The organism is Pseudofulvimonas gallinarii, from assembly GCF_004343305.1.
Lineage (GTDB): Bacteria > Pseudomonadota > Gammaproteobacteria > Xanthomonadales > UBA2363 > Pseudofulvimonas > Pseudofulvimonas gallinarii.
In genome coordinates, this window is sequence record NZ_SMAF01000016.1 from 47,595 (window position 1) to 64,752 (window position 17,158).

General features: G+C 68.3%; 16 protein-coding genes. 9 read left to right on the forward strand and 7 right to left on the reverse strand.

Going from position 1 to position 17,158, the window contains the following annotated elements:
• The 4 genes from EDC25_RS10675 to EDC25_RS10690 all read right to left on the reverse strand — a co-directional run bounded on the left by EDC25_RS10675 (position 1) and on the right by EDC25_RS10690 (position 4,760).
• On the reverse strand, positions 1-2,814 hold the full coding sequence (locus tag EDC25_RS10675) for a cation-translocating P-type ATPase (protein WP_123522372.1): 2,814 nt from the start codon (positions 2,812-2,814) through the stop codon (positions 1-3).
• A 53-nt stretch (positions 2,815-2,867) separates the two neighbouring features.
• A complete protein-coding gene (locus EDC25_RS10680; RefSeq protein ID WP_123522371.1) occupies positions 2,868-3,002 on the reverse strand; it encodes a zinc-binding dehydrogenase in 135 nt (44 codons plus the stop codon).
• A gap of 79 nt (positions 3,003-3,081) precedes the next feature.
• Positions 3,082-3,474: a DUF6165 family protein gene (locus EDC25_RS10685; protein WP_123522370.1), complete on the reverse strand. Its 393-nt coding sequence runs from the start codon at positions 3,472-3,474 to the stop codon at positions 3,082-3,084.
• A 23-nt stretch (positions 3,475-3,497) separates the two neighbouring features.
• A complete protein-coding gene (locus EDC25_RS10690; protein WP_123522369.1) occupies positions 3,498-4,760 on the reverse strand; it encodes a 6-phosphofructokinase in 1,263 nt (420 codons plus the stop codon).
• Positions 4,761-4,880: 120 nt separating this feature from the next.
• On the opposite strand from EDC25_RS10690, the gene EDC25_RS10695 reads away from it, so the two are divergent.
• From EDC25_RS10695 to EDC25_RS10730, 8 genes are all read left to right on the forward strand, one after another.
• The gene (locus tag EDC25_RS10695) at positions 4,881-5,465 is read left to right on the forward strand and encodes an adenylate kinase (protein WP_123522368.1); all 585 of its coding nucleotides are present in this window, start codon (positions 4,881-4,883) and stop codon (positions 5,463-5,465) included.
• Positions 5,466-5,544: 79 nt separating this feature from the next.
• Positions 5,545-6,102, forward strand: a complete 558-nt coding sequence (locus EDC25_RS10700) for a hypothetical protein (protein ID WP_123522367.1) — start codon at positions 5,545-5,547, stop codon at positions 6,100-6,102.
• Positions 6,103-6,115: 13 nt separating this feature from the next.
• Positions 6,116-7,483, forward strand: a complete 1,368-nt coding sequence (gene mpl, locus EDC25_RS10705) for a UDP-N-acetylmuramate:L-alanyl-gamma-D-glutamyl-meso-diaminopimelate ligase (protein WP_123522366.1) — start codon at positions 6,116-6,118, stop codon at positions 7,481-7,483.
• 53 nt (positions 7,484-7,536) lie between these two features.
• Complete coding sequence (locus tag EDC25_RS10710; RefSeq protein ID WP_132577497.1) at positions 7,537-8,130, forward strand: LON peptidase substrate-binding domain-containing protein; 594 nt, start codon at positions 7,537-7,539, stop codon at positions 8,128-8,130.
• A gap of 77 nt (positions 8,131-8,207) precedes the next feature.
• Entirely contained in the window at positions 8,208-9,467 is a 1,260-nt protein-coding gene (locus EDC25_RS10715) for a hypothetical protein (RefSeq protein ID WP_123522365.1), read from the forward strand.
• 152 nt (positions 9,468-9,619) lie between these two features.
• Positions 9,620-10,969 carry a hypothetical protein gene (locus EDC25_RS10720; protein ID WP_123522364.1) on the forward strand — a complete coding sequence of 450 codons (1,350 nt, stop codon included), beginning with the start codon at positions 9,620-9,622 and terminating at the stop codon, positions 10,967-10,969.
• A 64-nt stretch (positions 10,970-11,033) separates the two neighbouring features.
• On the forward strand, positions 11,034-11,849 hold the full coding sequence (locus tag EDC25_RS10725; RefSeq protein ID WP_123522363.1) for an SDR family oxidoreductase: 816 nt from the start codon (positions 11,034-11,036) through the stop codon (positions 11,847-11,849).
• Positions 11,850-12,020: 171 nt separating this feature from the next.
• Complete coding sequence (locus EDC25_RS10730) at positions 12,021-13,475, forward strand: hypothetical protein (RefSeq protein ID WP_123522362.1); 1,455 nt, start codon at positions 12,021-12,023, stop codon at positions 13,473-13,475.
• 79 nt (positions 13,476-13,554) lie between these two features.
• Here the strand turns inward: EDC25_RS10730 and hemL are convergent, their stop codons facing one another.
• Together hemL and thiE are read right to left on the reverse strand one after the other, a co-directional pair.
• The gene (gene hemL, locus EDC25_RS10735) at positions 13,555-14,835 is read right to left on the reverse strand and encodes a glutamate-1-semialdehyde 2,1-aminomutase (RefSeq protein WP_377600026.1); all 1,281 of its coding nucleotides are present in this window, start codon (positions 14,833-14,835) and stop codon (positions 13,555-13,557) included.
• A gap of 10 nt (positions 14,836-14,845) precedes the next feature.
• Positions 14,846-15,496: a thiamine phosphate synthase gene (gene thiE, locus EDC25_RS10740; protein WP_132577498.1), complete on the reverse strand. Its 651-nt coding sequence runs from the start codon at positions 15,494-15,496 to the stop codon at positions 14,846-14,848.
• A gap of 66 nt (positions 15,497-15,562) precedes the next feature.
• Between thiE and EDC25_RS10745 the strand changes: the two genes are divergently transcribed.
• Complete coding sequence (locus tag EDC25_RS10745; RefSeq protein WP_123522360.1) at positions 15,563-15,769, forward strand: rubredoxin; 207 nt, start codon at positions 15,563-15,565, stop codon at positions 15,767-15,769.
• Between the two features lie 46 nt (positions 15,770-15,815).
• Here the strand turns inward: EDC25_RS10745 and EDC25_RS10750 are convergent, their stop codons facing one another.
• Positions 15,816-16,652, reverse strand: a complete 837-nt coding sequence (locus tag EDC25_RS10750; RefSeq protein ID WP_132577499.1) for a SirB1 family protein — start codon at positions 16,650-16,652, stop codon at positions 15,816-15,818.
• Between the last annotated feature and the right edge of the window lie 506 nt (positions 16,653-17,158).

The following is a 17,158-nucleotide window of genomic DNA, read 5'->3' on the forward strand; positions in this document are numbered from 1 at the left end:
TCAGCTGGCCCTGCGGCGCCGGCGCAGCAGGTGCCGCAGCAGCTTGCGCAGTTCGCCGTACCAGAGCACCAGGCTGGCCATGGCGAAGCAGGTCAGCCATTGCCCGGCATCCAGCGGCACGGTGCCGAAGGCGGCATTGAGTACGCCGATGTGCACCACTGCCACCTGCAACAACGCCGACAAGGCCACCGCCATCCACAGCCAGGCGTTGCTGAACGGCGCATGGAAGGCGCTGGCATGGTCGGAACGGGTGTTGAAGCAATTGAACAGCTGCGCGAACACCAGCGTGGTGAAGGCGGCGGTGCGCGCGTTGTCCAGGCTGCGCCCGCCCTCGATCAGGCCGCCGGGCAGGTACAGGTCCAGGGTCAGCAGCGTCACCAGCGCCATCACCAGACCGATCTGCAGCACCGCCCATAGCATGCGGCCGTCGATGACGCGCTGGTCCGGCCGCCGCGGCCGCCGCGCCATGACATCGTCCGGCGTGGGATCCAGGCCCATCGCCAGCGCCGGCCCGGAATCGGTGACCAGGTTGATCCACAGGATCTGCGTCGCCAGCAGCGGCAGCACCAGCGCACCGTCGCCGCCGCCCAGGCCGATCACCCCGGCCAGTACGACGCCCAGGAACACCGTCAGCACCTCGCCCATGTTCGATGACAGCAGGTAACGCAGGAACTTGCGGATGTTGTCGAAGATGCCGCGGCCTTCGCGCACGGCATCGACGATGGTGGCGAAGTTGTCGTCGGCGAGGATCATGTCCGCCGCCTCCTTGCTCACCTCGGTGCCGTTGATGCCCATGGCGACGCCGATGTCGGCGGACTTCAGCGCCGGCGCGTCGTTGACGCCATCGCCGGTCATCGCCACCACGTTGCCCTGCGCCCGCAAGGTGTCGACGATGCGCAGCTTGTGCGCCGGCGCTACCCGCGCGAACACCGGCGTGCGACGCACGGCGGCAGCGAAGGCATCGTCATCCAGTGCGTCCAGATCGCGCCCGGACAACGCGCCGGCTTCGTCGACGCCACGGATGCCCAGCTCCTGCGCGATGCGCGCGGCGGTGTCGGGATGGTCGCCGGTGATCATCACCACGCGGATACCGGCGCGCTGCGCCTGCGCGATCGCCACCGCCACCTCTTCCCGCGGCGGGTCGATGATGCCGACGCTGCCGACGTAGGCCAGGCCGCGCTCCAGCACGTCGTCGTCGGCATCCTCCTCGCCGTCGGCCAGGGTCCGGTAGGCCACGCCAAGGGTGCGCAGCGCATCGCCGGCCATCGCCGCGACATCGCCGAGGATGCGTTCACGCATCGGCGCGTCCAGCGGCACCACATTCATGCCGACACGGGCATGCGTGCAACGCTCCAGCAGCACGTCCGGCGCGCCCTTGGCGATCAGCACCCGTTCGTCATCGTGCTCGCGGTCGATGTTGACCGTCGACATCATCTTGCGCTCGGACGAAAAGGGAATCTCGCGCAGCTGCTCGAAACGCTGCCGGCGACGTTGATGCAGGCCGAGCTTGCGTTCGGCGACCAGGAACGCCGCCTCGGTCGGGTCGCCGAGGATTTCCCACTCGCCGGCAGCGTTGCGGCGCAGCTGCGCGTTGTTGGCCAGGCTGCCGCCGCTGAGCACGACGATGTCCTCGGCACGCTGCGCCGGTGCGGGCGGGACATCGCCGTTGGCCAGGATTTCGCCTTCCGGCACATAGCCGACGCCGGTGATGCGGGCGACGCCGGATGCCGTCGCCACGCGCTGGATGGTCATCTCCGAACGGGTCAGCGTGCCGGTCTTGTCGGTGCAGATCACCGATGCCGAACCCAGCGTCTCCACCGATGAAAGGTGCTTGACGATGGCGCGGCGCTTCGCCATGCGTTGCACGCCCAGAGCCAGCACCACCGACAGGATCGCCGGCAGGCCTTCCGGTACCGCCGCCACCGCCAGCGACACGCCCAGCAGCAGGATGGTGACCACATCGCCCATGCCGTCGATGTCGGCGACCAGCAGCAAGGTTGCCATCACCACCAGCGCCACCAGCACCACGGCGATGCCGAGCATGCGACCGACGCGGCCGACCTCGCGTTGCAGCGGTGTTGGCGCCTTCGCCGCGGCTTCAAGCATGCCGGCGATGTCGCCCATCTGCGTCGCCATGCCGGTGGCGACCACCAGCGCGCGGCCGCTGCCCTGGCCGACAGCGGTGCCCTTGAACACCATCGACGTGCGTTCGGCGAGGGCGCAGTCCGGCGGTACCGCCGCGCTGTCCTTTTCCACCGGCGCGCTCTCGCCGGTGAGCGAGGCTTCCTGCACATTCAGCGCTGCCGCCTGGAACAGCCGCGCGTCGGCGCCGACGGCATCGCCTTCGGCCAGCAGCAGCACGTCGCCGGGAACCAGCTCGCGACTGGGGATGCGCTGCACCTGGCCGTCGCGTAGCACCGACGACATCACCTGCGTCATCGTTGCCAGCGCCGCCACCGCACTGGAAGCCTTCGCCTCCTGCGCAAAGCCCAGCACCGCGTTAAGCAGCACGATCACCGCGATCACCAGCGCGTCGACCGGCCAGCCGTGCGCGCCTTCCACCGCCCAGGCGATCACCGAGATGGCGATGGCGACAATAAGCAGGTAGATCAACGGGTCACGGAACTGCGCCGCAAAGCGCTTCCACGCCGGCACCGGCGGTTCCACCGCCAGCTCGTTGGCGCCGTGTTGCTGCAGGCGCCGCGCCGCTTCGGCGGCGGACAGTCCGGTTTCGCGGTTGCTGGCCAGGGCGCGCGCCAGCTCGGCCGGCTCGGCAGCCCACGGCGCGGCGGGCAGGTGTTCGTGTGTGTGCATGCGCCGATGGTAACCGCGGACTGTGCCAGCAGTACGACGACGCACGTGGGGGCTCAGGTTGTCAGCACCAGCTTGCCATGGTGGCGCCCGCTTTCCAGCCAGGCGTGTGCATGCGCCGCCTGTTGCAGAGGAAAGCTGCGGTCGACGATGACGCGCAGGCGTCCGTCCTCGATCCACGGCCAGACCATGCGCTCCACCGCTTGCGCCAGTGCCGCCTTTTCGTCGCCGCTGCGCGGTCAATGCCGATGGCGGGCATCGTCGCGGTCATCAGGCGCCGCCCTTGTATTGCTTCTCTTCGACCAACGCCGAGCCGGACAGGCGGTTGATGCCGTTCTTGATCGCCACCCGTTCGCCGTTGCGCTGTGCCACCGCGCGTGCCAGCCGCACAAACGCGTCGTCGAAGGTCTGCCGGGCTTCGCGTTCGCGCAGGCCGTCCTGCACGTCCCACATCAGTTCGTTGACGGCTTTCAGGCGCAGGTATTCGCCGGCCAGTTCCGGGTTGCCGGCGACGACGCGGTCCCAGATCGGCCGCAGGACATCCATTTCAACCTGGATGTGCGCGCGTTTGCCGGCGTCGTCGATGCGCTCGGACTTGATGTGCAGGATCGACAGCTTGTCGGCCAGCTCGCCGACGGAGACCGGTACGAGGATGCTTTTCATGGTGTCCTCCGTATATGGCCGGCTCAGCCCTTCCACGCCGGCAGTTTGCGTCGTGCCCGCTTCAGCTTCAGCTGTGCCACCAGCGGCAGGCCGTCGCGCCATTTGCTCGCCGCCTCGCCCTCGATCAGCGGCGCCAGGTAACGCCGCGCCGCGGCGGTGATGCCGAAGCCGTCCTTGCTGATGAAGCTGGCCGGCATCATCTTTTCCCGATTGGCGATCTGCTCCAGCGGCGCCGGCACGATCTCCCAGCGGTACGGCGATGCCGACACGCGCTTGATCGCCGGCATCACCGCGTTGCGGCCGGCCAGCGCGTAGTCCACGGCGGCGCGGCCGACCGCCTGTGCCTGCGCCAGGTCGGTGGCCGAGGCGACGTGCCGGGCCGAGCGTTGCAGGTAGTCGGACACCGCCCAGTGGTGCTTGTAGCCGAGCCGATCGGTAATCAGCGCGGCCAGCTTCGGCGCCGCGCCGCCCAACTGGGCGTGGCCGAAGGCGTCGCGGGTGCTGGATTCGGCGAGGAAGCGCCCTTCGCCGTCGCGCACGCCTTCGGACACCACCACCGTGCACCAGCCGATCTTCTCGACAGTGGCCTCGACCCTGGCCAAAAAGCGCGTCTCGTCGAAGGCGACTTCCGGCATCAGGATGACGTGCGGCGCGTCGCCGGGCTTGCGCGCGGCCAACCCGGCCGAGGCGGCCAGCCAGCCGGCATGCCGGCCCATGGCCTCATAGACGAACACCTTGGTCGACGTTTCCGCCATGGAGGCGACATCCAGGCTGGCTTCGAGCACGGACACGGCGGTGTACTTGGCAGCCGAGCCGAAACCGGGCGAACAGTCGGTGACCGGCAGGTCGTTGTCGATGGTCTTGGGCACCGCCACGCAGGTCAGCGGGTAGCCCAGCTCGGCACCGATCTGCGACAGCTTGAGCGCCGTGTCGGCGCTGTCGCCGCCGCCGTTGTAGAGGAACCAGCGGATGTCGTGGGCGCGGAATACCTCGATCAGGCGTTCGTAGGGCGCGCGGTCGGCCTCCAGTGCCGGCAGCTTCCAGCGGCAGGAGCCGAAGACGCCGCCGGGGGTGTGCGCCAGGGCGCGGATCTGCGCCAGGTCCTCGCCGCCGAGGTCGTACAGTTCCTCGCGCAGTGCACCGAGGATGCCGTTGCGGGCGGCGAAGACGGTGCCGATGCGGCGCCGTTGCCGGCGCGCGGCTTCGATCACCGCGCCGGCACTGGCGTTGATGACGGCGGTGACGCCGCCGGACTGGGCGTACAGGAGGTTGCCGCGAGTGCTCATGTCGACAGGGTTTTCCGGGAGGTTCGATTTGACTTGATCGTGCCCGCGGCGCTAGCGTGCGGGGGCCTTTCAACCATTCTACGCGTGCCCCCGGTGCGCCGGCAGGACTTTGGAACACACATGCGAATCGTATTGTTCGGACCGCCGGGTTCCGGCAAGGGAACCCAGGCCGCCACGCTGAAGGATCGGCTGGCCGTTCCGCACATTTCCACCGGCGACCTGCTGCGCGCCGCCGTCAAGGCCGGCACGCCCCTGGGGCAGAAGGTGAAGTCGGTGATGGAAGCCGGGCAGCTGGTGTCCGACGACCTGGTCCTGGATCTGCTTGAAGACCGCGTCGCCCAGGACGATGCGCGTGCCGGATTCATCCTCGATGGCTACCCGCGCAACCTGGCCCAGGCCAATGCCCTGGATGCGATGCTCGAGCGCATCGGCCAGCCGCTGGACATGGCGCTGCTGCTGGAAGTGCCGCATGAACTGATCGTCGAGCGCCTGGCCGGTCGTGCCGCGGCGGAAGGCCGCAAGGACGACGACCCGGAAACGGTGCGCGCACGCCTGAAGGTGTATGCCGAACAGACCGCCCCGGTGGCGGACTTCTACCGCCAGCGCCGCCAGCTGTCGGAAGTGGATGGCACCGGTACGGTCGATGAGGTGCAGGCGCGCCTGATGGGCGCGATCGGTGCCGGCGACAGCGTTACCGCGGCCTGACGGCCGGCGGACCCGCCCGTGCGCCGCGCCCGCGCGGCGTTGACGGCGCGCAGACCCCTCCCTACCGCAGAGGCGAGCCGTGCCCCCGCGTGTCACTGTCAGCCTGATCGAACTGTGCCTTTTCCGGCGCGGCCCGCAGGATCTTCCCTACCGCCCGCCGCTGGCGCTGGCCTGCCTGCTGGCGACGGTGCTGGTCGAGCTGTACACCAACCTGCGCATCGGCGAGCCAATGGGGCTGGTCATCCCGACGGTGCTCGCCTCGGCCTTGTTCGCGCTGGTCGCGACGCGCCTGGTGCTGCGGCTGGCTGGCCACGAACCCCGGTACTGGCAGACGCTGCTGGCGCTGGCCGGATCCGGCCTGCTGTTCGCGGCGGTCGCCGCGCCGGTGCGCATCGCCATCGGGCCGATCGACCCGGCAATCCTGCAGGGCAGCGCGTCGCCACCCACCGCCTACATGATCGTCGCGCTGATGGGGCTGTGGCGGCTGGCCGTCATCGGCCACATCTGGCGCCATGCACTGCAGATCCGGCTGCCGGTGGGCATCCTCGTCGGCCTCGGCCTGTTCCTCCTCGAAATGGCACTGATCGTCGTCCTGTTCGCGCCGGTGGTGTCGCCTTCGCCGGCTTCCGGCGCCTGACAGCCACGCGGTCATGACCCTGCATATCCTCGGTATCTGCGGCACCTTCATGGCCGGCGTCGCGGCGCTGGCGCGCGAGCTCGGCATGGACGTCGAAGGCAGCGATGCCGGCGTCTATCCGCCGATGAGCGACCAGCTGCGCGCGCTGGGCATCCGCCTGCATGAAGGCTATGTGCCTGGGCACATCGCCGCCGGCACGCGGCAGGTGCTGATCGGCAACGCCCTCAGTCGCGGCAATCCGGCGGTCGAACATGTGCTCGATGCCGGCTTGCCCTACGACTCCGGGGCGCACTGGCTGGGCGATCGGGTGCTGACCGGGCGGCCTGTGCTGGCGGTGGCCGGCACGCATGGCAAGACCACCACGTCCAGCCTGCTGGCCTGGATCCTCGACCAGGCCGGCCTGCAGCCCGGCTTCCTTATCGGCGGCGTGCCGGAAAACTTCGGTGTCTCGGCGCGCCTGGGTGCGCCGGGGGCGCCGTTTGTCGTCGAGGCCGACGAGTACGACACCGCCTTCTTCGACAAGCGGGCGAAGTTCGTGCATTACCGGCCGCTGGTGGCGGTGCTCAACAATCTGGAGTTCGACCACGCGGACATCTACCCCGACCTCGCGGCGATCGAGCGGCAGTTCCACCATCTCGTGCGCACCGTGCCCGGGCGTGGACGGCTGGTCGTGAATGCGGCCGAGCCGGCGCTGGATCGCGTGCTGGCGCAGGGCTGCTGGACGCCTGTGGCACGCTTCGGCATCGACCGCGGCGACTGGCAGGTGCAGATGACGTCGGATGATGGCGCCGCGTTCCGCGTCCGCCACGAGGACCGCGAATTCGACGAGGTGCGCTGGTCGCTGCTGGGTCGACACAACGTGCTCAACGCGCTGGCCGCGGTCGCGGCGGCCGCGGCCATCGGCGTCGATCCGGCGCTGTCGTTGCGGGCGCTACCGGATTTCAGGGCGCCCAAGCGGCGCATGGAGCACCTGGGCACGGTCGACGGCGTCACCGTGTTCGACGATTTCGCGCACCATCCCACCGCCATTGCGACCACGCTGGCAGGGTTGCGCGCCAGTGTCGGCAACACACGGGTCATCGTCGCACTGGAGCCGCGCAGCAACTCCATGCGCCTGGGCGTGCATGCGGCACAGATCGCGCCGTCGCTGGCCGATGCCGACCGCGTCGTGTTCCTGGCCCGGCCGGGCCTGCCGTGGGATACGGCGCCCGTGCTGGCCGGCTTGTCCGGTCGTGGCCGCGTGGTATCCAGCGCCGACGCGTTGCTGTCCTCGTTGCTGGCCGAGGCGCGCCCGGGAGACACGGTGGTGTTCATGTCCAATGGTGGCTTCGACGCTGTGCAGCGCCGTTTCGTGCAGGCGCTTCGCGAACGTGACGGCTGACACACGCTGCGCCGCGCGCTGATCCTGGTTCGCGGCGGGGCTATGCTGCCGGCATGACGACGCCGGAAACCCTACTGCCGCTGTTTCCCCTGCGCACCGTGCTGTTCCCCGGTGGGCGCCTGCAGTTGCGCATCTTCGAGCGGCGCTACCTGGACCTGGTCCGCGACTGCGCTCGCGGGGGCAGCGTTTTCGGCGTCTGCCTGATCGTCGACGGCGACGAGGCGGGCGGCGTGGCGACGCCGGCGGCGATTGGAACAAGCGCCCGCATCGTCGATTTCGACCACCTGCCCGAAGGCCTGCTCGGCATCACCATCGAAGGCGAAACGCGCTTCCACACCGGCGTGGCCCGTGTCCGTGACAACGGGTTGATCACCGCGTCCGTGCGATGGCTGCACGACGGGGCGCAGGCCGTGTCCGCCGAACACGGCCTGCTCGTGCGGCTGCTGGAAACCCTGCTGGAAAACGGCGGCGAGGGCTTGCCGGACGCCCTGCAACTGGATGATGCCGACTGGGTGTCGTACCGGCTGGCGGAGCGCCTGCCGATGCAGAACGCAGAACGGCAGGCGCTGTTGCAGCTGGATGATGCCGGTGACCGTCTGGACCGGCTGCTGGCCTGGCTGTCGCGCGATCCAGCGCAGGCTGGCTGACGCCCGCACGGGCTTGCGCCGCGCGCGTCCAGACCTTAGCTTTGCCGGGCCGGGGGGCATTCGCTGGATTCATTGGCATGCGTTTCTATCTGAAACTCGGCGTGTTGCTGCTGCTGGTCGCGGCAGTGCTCCAGGGCCTTTTCTGGTACGCCGCGAATCGCTGGTTCGCGCAGGCACGCCTGGCGCTGGCGCCGGTTGCCGAACTCGACTACCGCGGTGCGTTCGGCTGGCCCAATGGTCATATCGGCATCAACGACCTGCGACTGCGCCTCCGCGGAAAGCCGGCGGAGGAAATCGCCGCCGAGCGCCTGACCCTGGATCTGGGGGGTCCGATGCAGGTGCTGGGCCTGCTGTTCGCCGGCGCCGGTGACGTGCCGGCCGCCCAGCTGGATGCGCAGGTCCAGCGCCTGCGTTTCACCCTTGGCCTGGAACAGTCGATGCGCGACTCGCTGAACCGCCTGGGGTACCTGGCGCCCTTCGAGGCGACCGGCTGCAACAGCGCCGCGCGATTCAGTGGCGCCGACTACGCCGAGCTGGGCTGGCTGCAGAACAGCGCCGCCGTCGAGGCCGAACTGCGCTTTACCCCTGTGCGCCAGGGCGTGGAGGCGAAGATCGCCTACGACCTGGCGCCGCTGGGGCGGTTTGACGTCGAACTGGTCGCCAGCGGGATCGAAGCACAGGTGCTGGCACGCACCGGTGCCATGCCACGCATCGAACGCCTCAATGTCGCTTTCAGTGACCGCGGCATGCTGGTCCGTCGCAATGAATATTGCGCGCGCCGGCTCGGCCTGCCCGTGGATTCTTTCATCGCCCGGCATATCGACGCCGTCCGGGAGGAACTGGAAGCGCGTGGCGTGTTCCTGGATGCGCCGGTCCTCGCCACCTACCAGGCGTTTGCCGCCCGCGGCGGCATGCTGGAGTTCCTCGCGACGCCGGAGGCCGGCTTCGCGCTCAGCGAATACCGCAGTGCGCGCTGGAACGACCAGCTGAAGATGCTCAATGCGACGCTTCGTCACGACCGCGGATCGCAGGTGCCCATCACCGCCAGCTTCCACGCGGCCGGCACCGGCAGCGACACCGCCGTCCCGGTGGCAGGTGAAAGCGTGCGCGTGCGCGTGTCCGCGAATGCGCCTGCCGCGTTCGATCCGGCGGAGCTCGACGAGATGGTGGGCCAGCGCATCCGCATCCGCACGGTGCATGGCGCCATCTATGTCGGCACGCTTCTGGAGATGCTGGGTGGCCTCGTGCGCATGGAAGTGGAGCAGCACGGGGCCCCGCAGCCGCGCCGGATCGCCATCAACGTCCGTGATGTCGCTGACGCCGGACCCGCCGAGTAAAGCGCAGCGGCGTCGGTTTCACCCGCCACCCTGACAGCCTGCGATCGCGATCACGTTTTTCCGCGCGCAGTCGCCACCGTGCGGGCATCGCTTGCGATGAACCGGGAATGCGCATAGCGTGTGCCCCGGGGAATGGCTTGGATTGCCCATAGGTGCTGAAGACTCTTGTCAGGACGATCATCGGCGTCGCGTTGCTTCTTGCATCGCTGCAACTGGTGTATTGGTCCGCAGTCCGCAGGCAGGTCAGGCTTGTCGTCGAAGCCGTGGCGCCGGTGGCGATTCTCGACTTCGAGGCCGTCGAGGCGTTCCCGCCCGGCAGGCTCGCGCTGCGCGGCGTGCGCCTGGCCGTGAAAGGCCGCGAGACGCTCAGCCTGCATGCCGACCGCGTGGCCCTGGACCGGCTGGATCCCGTCTGGATGCTGCGCTGGCTGGCTGGCTGGGACCGTACGCCGCTGCGCCACCTGGGCCTGCGCATCGACGGCCTCCGCCCCGGCCCGGAGCTGCTTTCTTCTCTACGCCGTCGCGCCGGTTCACTGGGACTGGTGCTGCCTTTCGAGGCCGCAGGCTGTGAGGCCGACCCGGTGTTTTCCGACCAGGACTACGCCGCACTCGGCTGGCAGGATCCGCGCCTGGACATCGCGCTGCAATGGCGCAGGCAGCCGGAACTGCGTCGCGTCGAGGTCGGCCTGCGCGTCGACCGGTATCCCTCCGGCGTGCTGCAGGCGGCGCTGGATTTCGTCGATGTATCCGAGCGTACGACGATCCTGTCACGCGGCCTGGGTGGTGCGCGCCTCGACAAGGGCACGGTGCGCTACGAGAACGTCGAGGCGCTGATGCAGCGCAACGCGCACTGTGGAAGCCGGCTGGAGGGCGGTGACTTCATCGCCGCACACCTTCGCCGCGTGCATGAACTGCTGCGCGGAATGGGCATCGTGCCCGACGAGCCGATCTGGGCCGCCTACCGCGGCTGGCTGGATGAAGGCGGCACCCTGACCTTCTCGGCCGAGCCCGCGCCGGGGGTGCCGTTCAGCGAGTACGCCGACTTCGCGCCGGAGGACCGCCTGCGCCTCCTCGGCCTGTCGTTGCAGGTAGCCGGCAGTACCCCGGTGCCGGTCGAAGCGATCGGCGCACAGGCCAGTCGCGTCGAGTTCCGGCCGTTGCCGGAATTGCCCGAAACGCCGCCGGTGGAGCCGGAACGCGAGTTCGCCAGCAGCAGCGGCACGGCGCCGTCCGGCCCGGGCGTTGCCGGTGACGGCGGTCCGCCGCGCCGGGCCGTGCTGGTCAGCCGGCGCATCGAGTTCGACGATGTCGGCCTTCACCATGGCGAGCAGGTGCGCATCGCCACGGTGGCCGGCGGCCGCCATGTCGGCATCGTGCTTGGGAGCACGGCCGATGCCATCGAGCTTCAGATCAGCCGCTACGGCGGCGCGGCGCGGCTGCCGATCGCACGCGACCAGATCAGCCGCATCGAAGTGCTCAGCTTGGAAGTGCCGGCGTCATGAACCCGCAATGCGCATCGGCGGCGCTGGCATAATCGTCCGTCTCCAAAGTTCGAGGCGGTAGGACATGACCAATCTGGCCGGCAGGACCCTGTTTATCACCGGGGCCAGTCGTGGCATCGGCCGCGCGATCGCGCTGCGCGCCGCCCGCGATGGCGCCAACATCGTCGTCGCCGCCAAGTCGTCCGTCGCCAATCCGAAACTCCCGGGCACGATCCATGACGCCGCGGCGGAAATCGAAGCGGCAGGCGGCCGCGCGCTGGCCCTCAAGGTCGATGTGCGCGACGAGGAAAACGTGAAGGAGGCCATGGCGCAGGCGGCGGACCGGTTCGGCGGCATCGACATCCTGGTCAACAACGCCAGCGCCATCTACCTGGCATCGCTGGCCGACACGCCGATGAAGCGCTTCGACCTGATGCACCAGGTCAACGTGCGCGGCACCTTCCTGTGTACGCAGGCGGCATTGCCTTACCTGAAGAAGTCCGACAACGGCCACGTCCTGGTGCTGTCGCCACCGCCGAGCCTGGATCCGAAGTGGTTCGCCCCGCACCTGGCCTACACGCTGGCGAAGATGGGCATGAGCTTCGCGGTACTCGGCATGGCGCCGGAACTGGCACGCGATGGTGTCGCGGTCAATGCCCTGTGGCCACGCACCGTGATCTACACCGCCGCCCTGGCGATGATTCCCGGCGTCAATCCCGAAAACTGCCGCGTACCGGACATCATGGCGGACGCCGCATGGCATGTGCTGACGCGACCGGCCAGCGCCGGCACCGGCCAGTTCCTGATCGACGATGAAGTGCTGGCGCAGGCCGGCATCACCGATCTGGAGGCTTATGCCGTCAAGGCGGGCCAGCCGCTGCTGCCCGATCTCTTCCTGTAACCGGAAAAAACGGCACGCCGGTCACAGTGCAGGACGCGCACTGTGAAAATGCCGCACAGTTGGCAAAACCATGCGCTGGCGTATGCTAGCGTCGGTTCCGGCCTGATCGGAGCCAGTCTGTCTGCCGCAGGGGGCGTCAGCAACCGTCCGATCGCACAGGCAGATCCATCCATGAAGATCGGAACGAAACTGGCAGGTTGCACTGCGCTGGCCTTGGGTCTGGCGCACGCGGTGATGGTCGTGGCTGCGCCGCGGGTCGGCGGCAGTCCTGGACAGGCGCCCGAGCCCGCGGACACGCCGGATCACATCAAGCTTTTCCTGGCCGATCCTGAACTCGGTATCGCGGGCCGGATCACGGCCACCGACGGCGCGGTGATCTATTTCCAGACACGCCCCACGATCGATCCGGAAACCGGCGCGCCCTCGGCTGTCGGCGTGCGGATCGTCGATGCCGAGGCGCGCACGCTGGTCACCACCGGCGGATCCTCGGCGGGCGATGTCGCCATTCCCGTCAAGGAGGCGATGGCCAGCGCCACGCTGCTGGGCGAGCTCTCCGCGGGTCTTGCCGAGTTCGACCTGCATCCTGCGCTGAGCGTGCAGAAGGCCGCGCTGGCCGATGCCGTCGGGCGCTCGGCGGCGCGCTCGCCGTTCGACTATCCGCTGGTGCTCGAGCCTTCGCAGGTGAAGGCGGCTGCGGGGGACACCGGCGCACTGGTCGACTTCTACCTGGCTGCATCGGCCGGCATCGAGCTGGCGCGCGGCGAGGCCGGCATGCTGAAGGCCCGGTTCGGTGATGGCCTGGGTTACGAGTCGGCCCAGTTCTTCCGCGCCGACGAGGAAAACGAGGACGGGGAACCGGGTCGCATCGACGTCTATTCACGCGTGCTGGATCGTGCCGGGCGCAACCTTGGCGCCGAATTCGGCGGCGACTGGGTGCCGGAGGGCTGGGATGACGTCCTGGCCGCCCAAGCCGTCGACAACCGCATCCACGACGGCATCGCTTCGGACATGGGCGCCGCCGCCATGGCGCTGAACGCGCTGGCGCTGGGCGCCAAGTCGTCCTACGGCGTCGCATTCAGCAGCGAGCTCGAACTGGCCTCCATGCAGCGGCTGGCGCGTGCCCTGGCCGAGAACCTGCTGCCACAGCGTGACGAAGGTGTCGTTGCCGCCGGCGAAGTCGTCGCCAAGGCCACCGGCCGCTATCGCACGGCGATCCAGGTGCACAAGAAGTGGCTGGTGTGGCCCACCGAGCACTCGGCCACGCGCGTTTACCAGCACCTGTTCACGACCGCGACGTCGAGCACCTACAGCGTCACGGCGACGATCAACTTCTGCAACCACGGCACCTGCGCGGGCGGATCGGGCATGAGCCAGAAGTGCTCGTACACAGGGCCGCGCATGGGCTCCTACCGGCTGCCGCAGAGCCGCTTCGTGCCCGCGGGGCAGACCGGCGCCGGAACGAGGCATACCTGTTCCAGCAACTACGGCGTCGCCGGCGTCAACAACCACAACTGCCACGATGATTCCTACGTGCAGGTGCGGGCGATACGCGGCCTCTCGTACACGCATGACGGAGGTCGCTGCAAGGACTGGGATTTCTGGGCGACCGCGCCCGGCTGCTCCTGATACCTCGCGGTCGAGAACGACGATGCCGGCGCAAGCCGGCATCGTTTTTTCCTGTCGCAGTTGCAGTTGCAGAGGTGTCTCAGCCGATCTCCCGCATCGTCTCGCGCGCCGCATCGATGGTGGCGGAGATGTCGGCGTCGGCGTGCGCGATGGACATGAAGCCGGCTTCGAAAGCCGACGGCGCCAGGTAGACGCCACGCGCCAGCATGCCGTGGAAGAACCGCTTGAACATCGCGGCATCGCTGGCCATGGCCTTCGCATAGCTGTCCACGTGATCGCGATTGAAATACAGGCCGAACATGCCGCCGATGCGGGTGGTGCTGAAGGGCAGGCCGGCCTCATCGGCCGCTGCCTGCAATCCGTCGGTGAGCGCGATGGTCTTTGCTTCCAGGCGAGCGTGGAAACCCGGCTCCTGTACGAGTGCCAGCGACGCCAGTCCCGCCGCCATCGCCACCGGATTGCCGGAGAGGGTGCCGGCCTGGTAGATCGGGCCCGCTGGCGCCACCTGTTCCATGAGGTCACGTCTCCCGCCGTAGGCGCCAACCGGCATGCCGCCGCCGATCACCTTGCCAAACGTGGTGAGGTCGGGACGAATGCCGAAGCGCTCCTGGGCGCCGCCGAGCGCGACGCGGAAGCCGGTCATCACCTCGTCGAAGATCAGGATGGTGCCGTAACGCGTGCACAACTCCCGCAGATGTTGCAGGTAGCCGTCGCGCGGGAGGATGCAGTTGGCGTTGCCGACGACCGGCTCGACGATCAGGCCGGCGATCTCGTCGCCGTGGCGCTCGAACAACGTGGTGGCCGCTTCGAAATCGTTGAATGGCAGGGTCAGGGTCAGGTCCGCCAGCGGCTTCGGCACGCCGGGCGAATCCGGCAGGCCGAAGGTCAGCGCACCGGAACCGGCCTTGACCAGGAATGCGTCGCCGTGTCCGTGGTAGCAGCCTTCGAATTTGACGATGCGGCTGCGTCCGGTGGCGCCGCGGGCGACGCGGATCGCCGACATCGTCGCCTCGGTGCCGGAGTTGACCATGCGCACGACTTCCACCGAAGGCACCAGGCGGCAGATCGTTTCCGCCATGGTGACTTCCGCTTCGCATGGCGTGCCGAAGCTGAGGCCGTTGCCTATGGCGCGCGCAACGGCTTCGCGGATGGCCGGGTGGTTGTGCCCGGCGATCATCGGGCCCCACGAGCCCACGTAGTCGATGTATCGCTGGCCGTCCACGTCCCACAGGTAGGGACCCTCGGCCCGGGCGGTGAAGAATGGCTCGCCACCGACGGAACGGAAGGCGCGCACGGGCGAGTTCACGCCGCCGGGCAGGCGATGGCGGGCGCGGGCAAACAGGTCGGCATTGCGGGTCATGGTGATCGGGTCAGGAAGACGGGACAGAAGGCAGGGCTTCGAACAGCGCCGCGTAGCGTCGGGCCGCGAGGAGCGCCTGGTCCGGCGTCCCTGCAAGCCCGCCGATGACCGCCAGGAGGTCGGCACCGGCCGCGACGAGTGCGCCCCCATTGTCCGGGGTGATGCCGCCAATTGCCACCAGCGGTCGGCCCAGCGTACGGGCCGCGGACAGCATTGCAGTGTCGGCGCGGCGTGCGCCCGGCTTGCTGGACGACGGGAAGAAGGCGCCGAAAGCGAGATAGTCGGCGCCCGCCCGGGCCATGTCCTGCGCACGATCGGCCCGGTTGTAGCAGGAGACCCCGACGAGGGCGCTTTCGCCCAATCGTCGGCGCGCATCGGCGATGTCGCCGTCGTCTTCGCCGAGGTGGACACCGTCGGCGCCGCAGTGTCGCGCCAGATCGACGTCGTCATTGATCAAGAGTGTCACCTGTCGGGTGCGACACACGGCGGCCAGCGCGGCCGCCTGGCGTGCGCGGCGGTCGGCGTCGGCGCTCTTGTCCCGGTACTGCAGGCACACAGCGCCGCCCTCGATCACCGCACCGGCCCAATCGACCAGTTCTCTGTCGTCGGCTGTCTCGCGGCTGATCGCATACAGGCCGCGGCGCAGCTTTGGGCCCTTCATGCGCTGTCGCTCCCGCACGGAAGCTGCGAAAATGACTGCTTTCCTGACACGCCCCGCCCTCCTGAAATGACCGGTTCCACGCCTGACAACGCCAACGCCGACGCACCCTACCGCACCTGGATGTGCGTGGTCTGCGGATTCCTCTACAACGAGGCCGACGGGCTGCCGGAAGAAGGCATAGCGCCGGGAACGCGCTGGGCGGATGTCCCCGATACCTGGACCTGTCCGGATTGTGGCGTCGGCAAGGAAGATTTCGAGATGATCGAGGTCTGACCGCCCGCCGGTCAGATCACGCTGCGCGCCCGGCGCGCCCCCGACGCTAGTTGATGCGCGTCTGAACCAGGCCGCGTTGTGCATCCACCAGCATCTGGTGCACGGTCGCGCTGTCGTCCGCATCCGGTGCCAGGCTCAGGTATTGCGAGAGGTCGGCAACGACGCCCTTGCTGTAGCCGAGCGACTGGTAGAGCCTTGCCCGCTCGCGGTATTCCGCCGCCAGCGTCGGATCCACGGTAAGGAGCCGGTCGGCGCAACGCAGCGCCCGCTCCAGGTCGTTGCGCTCCATATACACCGAACGGAGGTTGCGCAGCATGCGCGTCAGGATGGCGCGATGGCTGGCCGGATCGAGCAGGCGCAGCAGCTGCTGGTCACCCAGGTCCTCGCTGCCCACGTGCGGCTGGGCGCGCTGGCGCAGTTCGTCCACGTCCAGTGACCGGCCGCGCTGGTAAGGATCCAGCACCATGACGCCGCCCTGCACCGGCAGGCGCACCAGGAAATGCCCCGGGAACGCCACGCCTTCCAGCTGCATGCCCAGCCGGCGGGCGACCTCCATCTGCATCACCGCAAGGGAAATGGGAATGCCCAGCCGCCGCTCGAAGACATCATTGATGTAGCTGTTGCGTGGATCGTAGTAGTCGTCGTCGTTGCCGCTGAAGCCCAGCTCGTCGAACAGGAAGCGATTCAGTGCCTGCAGGGCGACGATCGGAGAGGTGGCGCGCTCGACCTGCGGCGCGATGCTGGCCCGCCAGTTGTCGCAGACGTCCTCGTAGTACTGCGTGTCCAGGTCGGGATACTCGTCGAGCGCGATCAGCAGTGCCGACTTGAACAACGGGATCTCTTCGTCCCGGGTGTTGCCGAACAGCGTCCAGTCCGTCTTCATGGACCTAGATTTGCGCCGGAACGCCGCACAATCAAGGGCATCCATGCGGGCGCTGAACTTTTTACGCATCGCGGGCACGGAATGCTTGCATCCTTCGCGCGCCCTACGTAAGATTCGCGCCCCGCTGATCTGGTGCCTGTTGAGGCCGGGTCGGACCAGGCGGAAAGGTCGGCGAACAAAACGCTTGACGGATTCGAAAGCTGGTCTATAATGTGCGGCTCCCCCGGACGAGAGGTTCGGGCGCTCCCCCGGAAGGGGTTGAGCGTGAAGCTGAGGCTTCGGGGAAGGTCTTTGACAGTGTGCGCAGGTGACTTGTGCGGGCGCCTGTATTGGGGAAGTAACCAATACAGAGTGACCCGAACTTGAGTCACGTCAGTGACACCTAACAGTAATGTTTGGGAGTTCAGGTTGTCTCTTTGCAAGATTGGTCCTTCGGGGCCTGCAAGTTCAAGTGAAGAGTTTGATCCTGGCTCAGATTGAACGCTGGCGGCATGCCTAACACATGC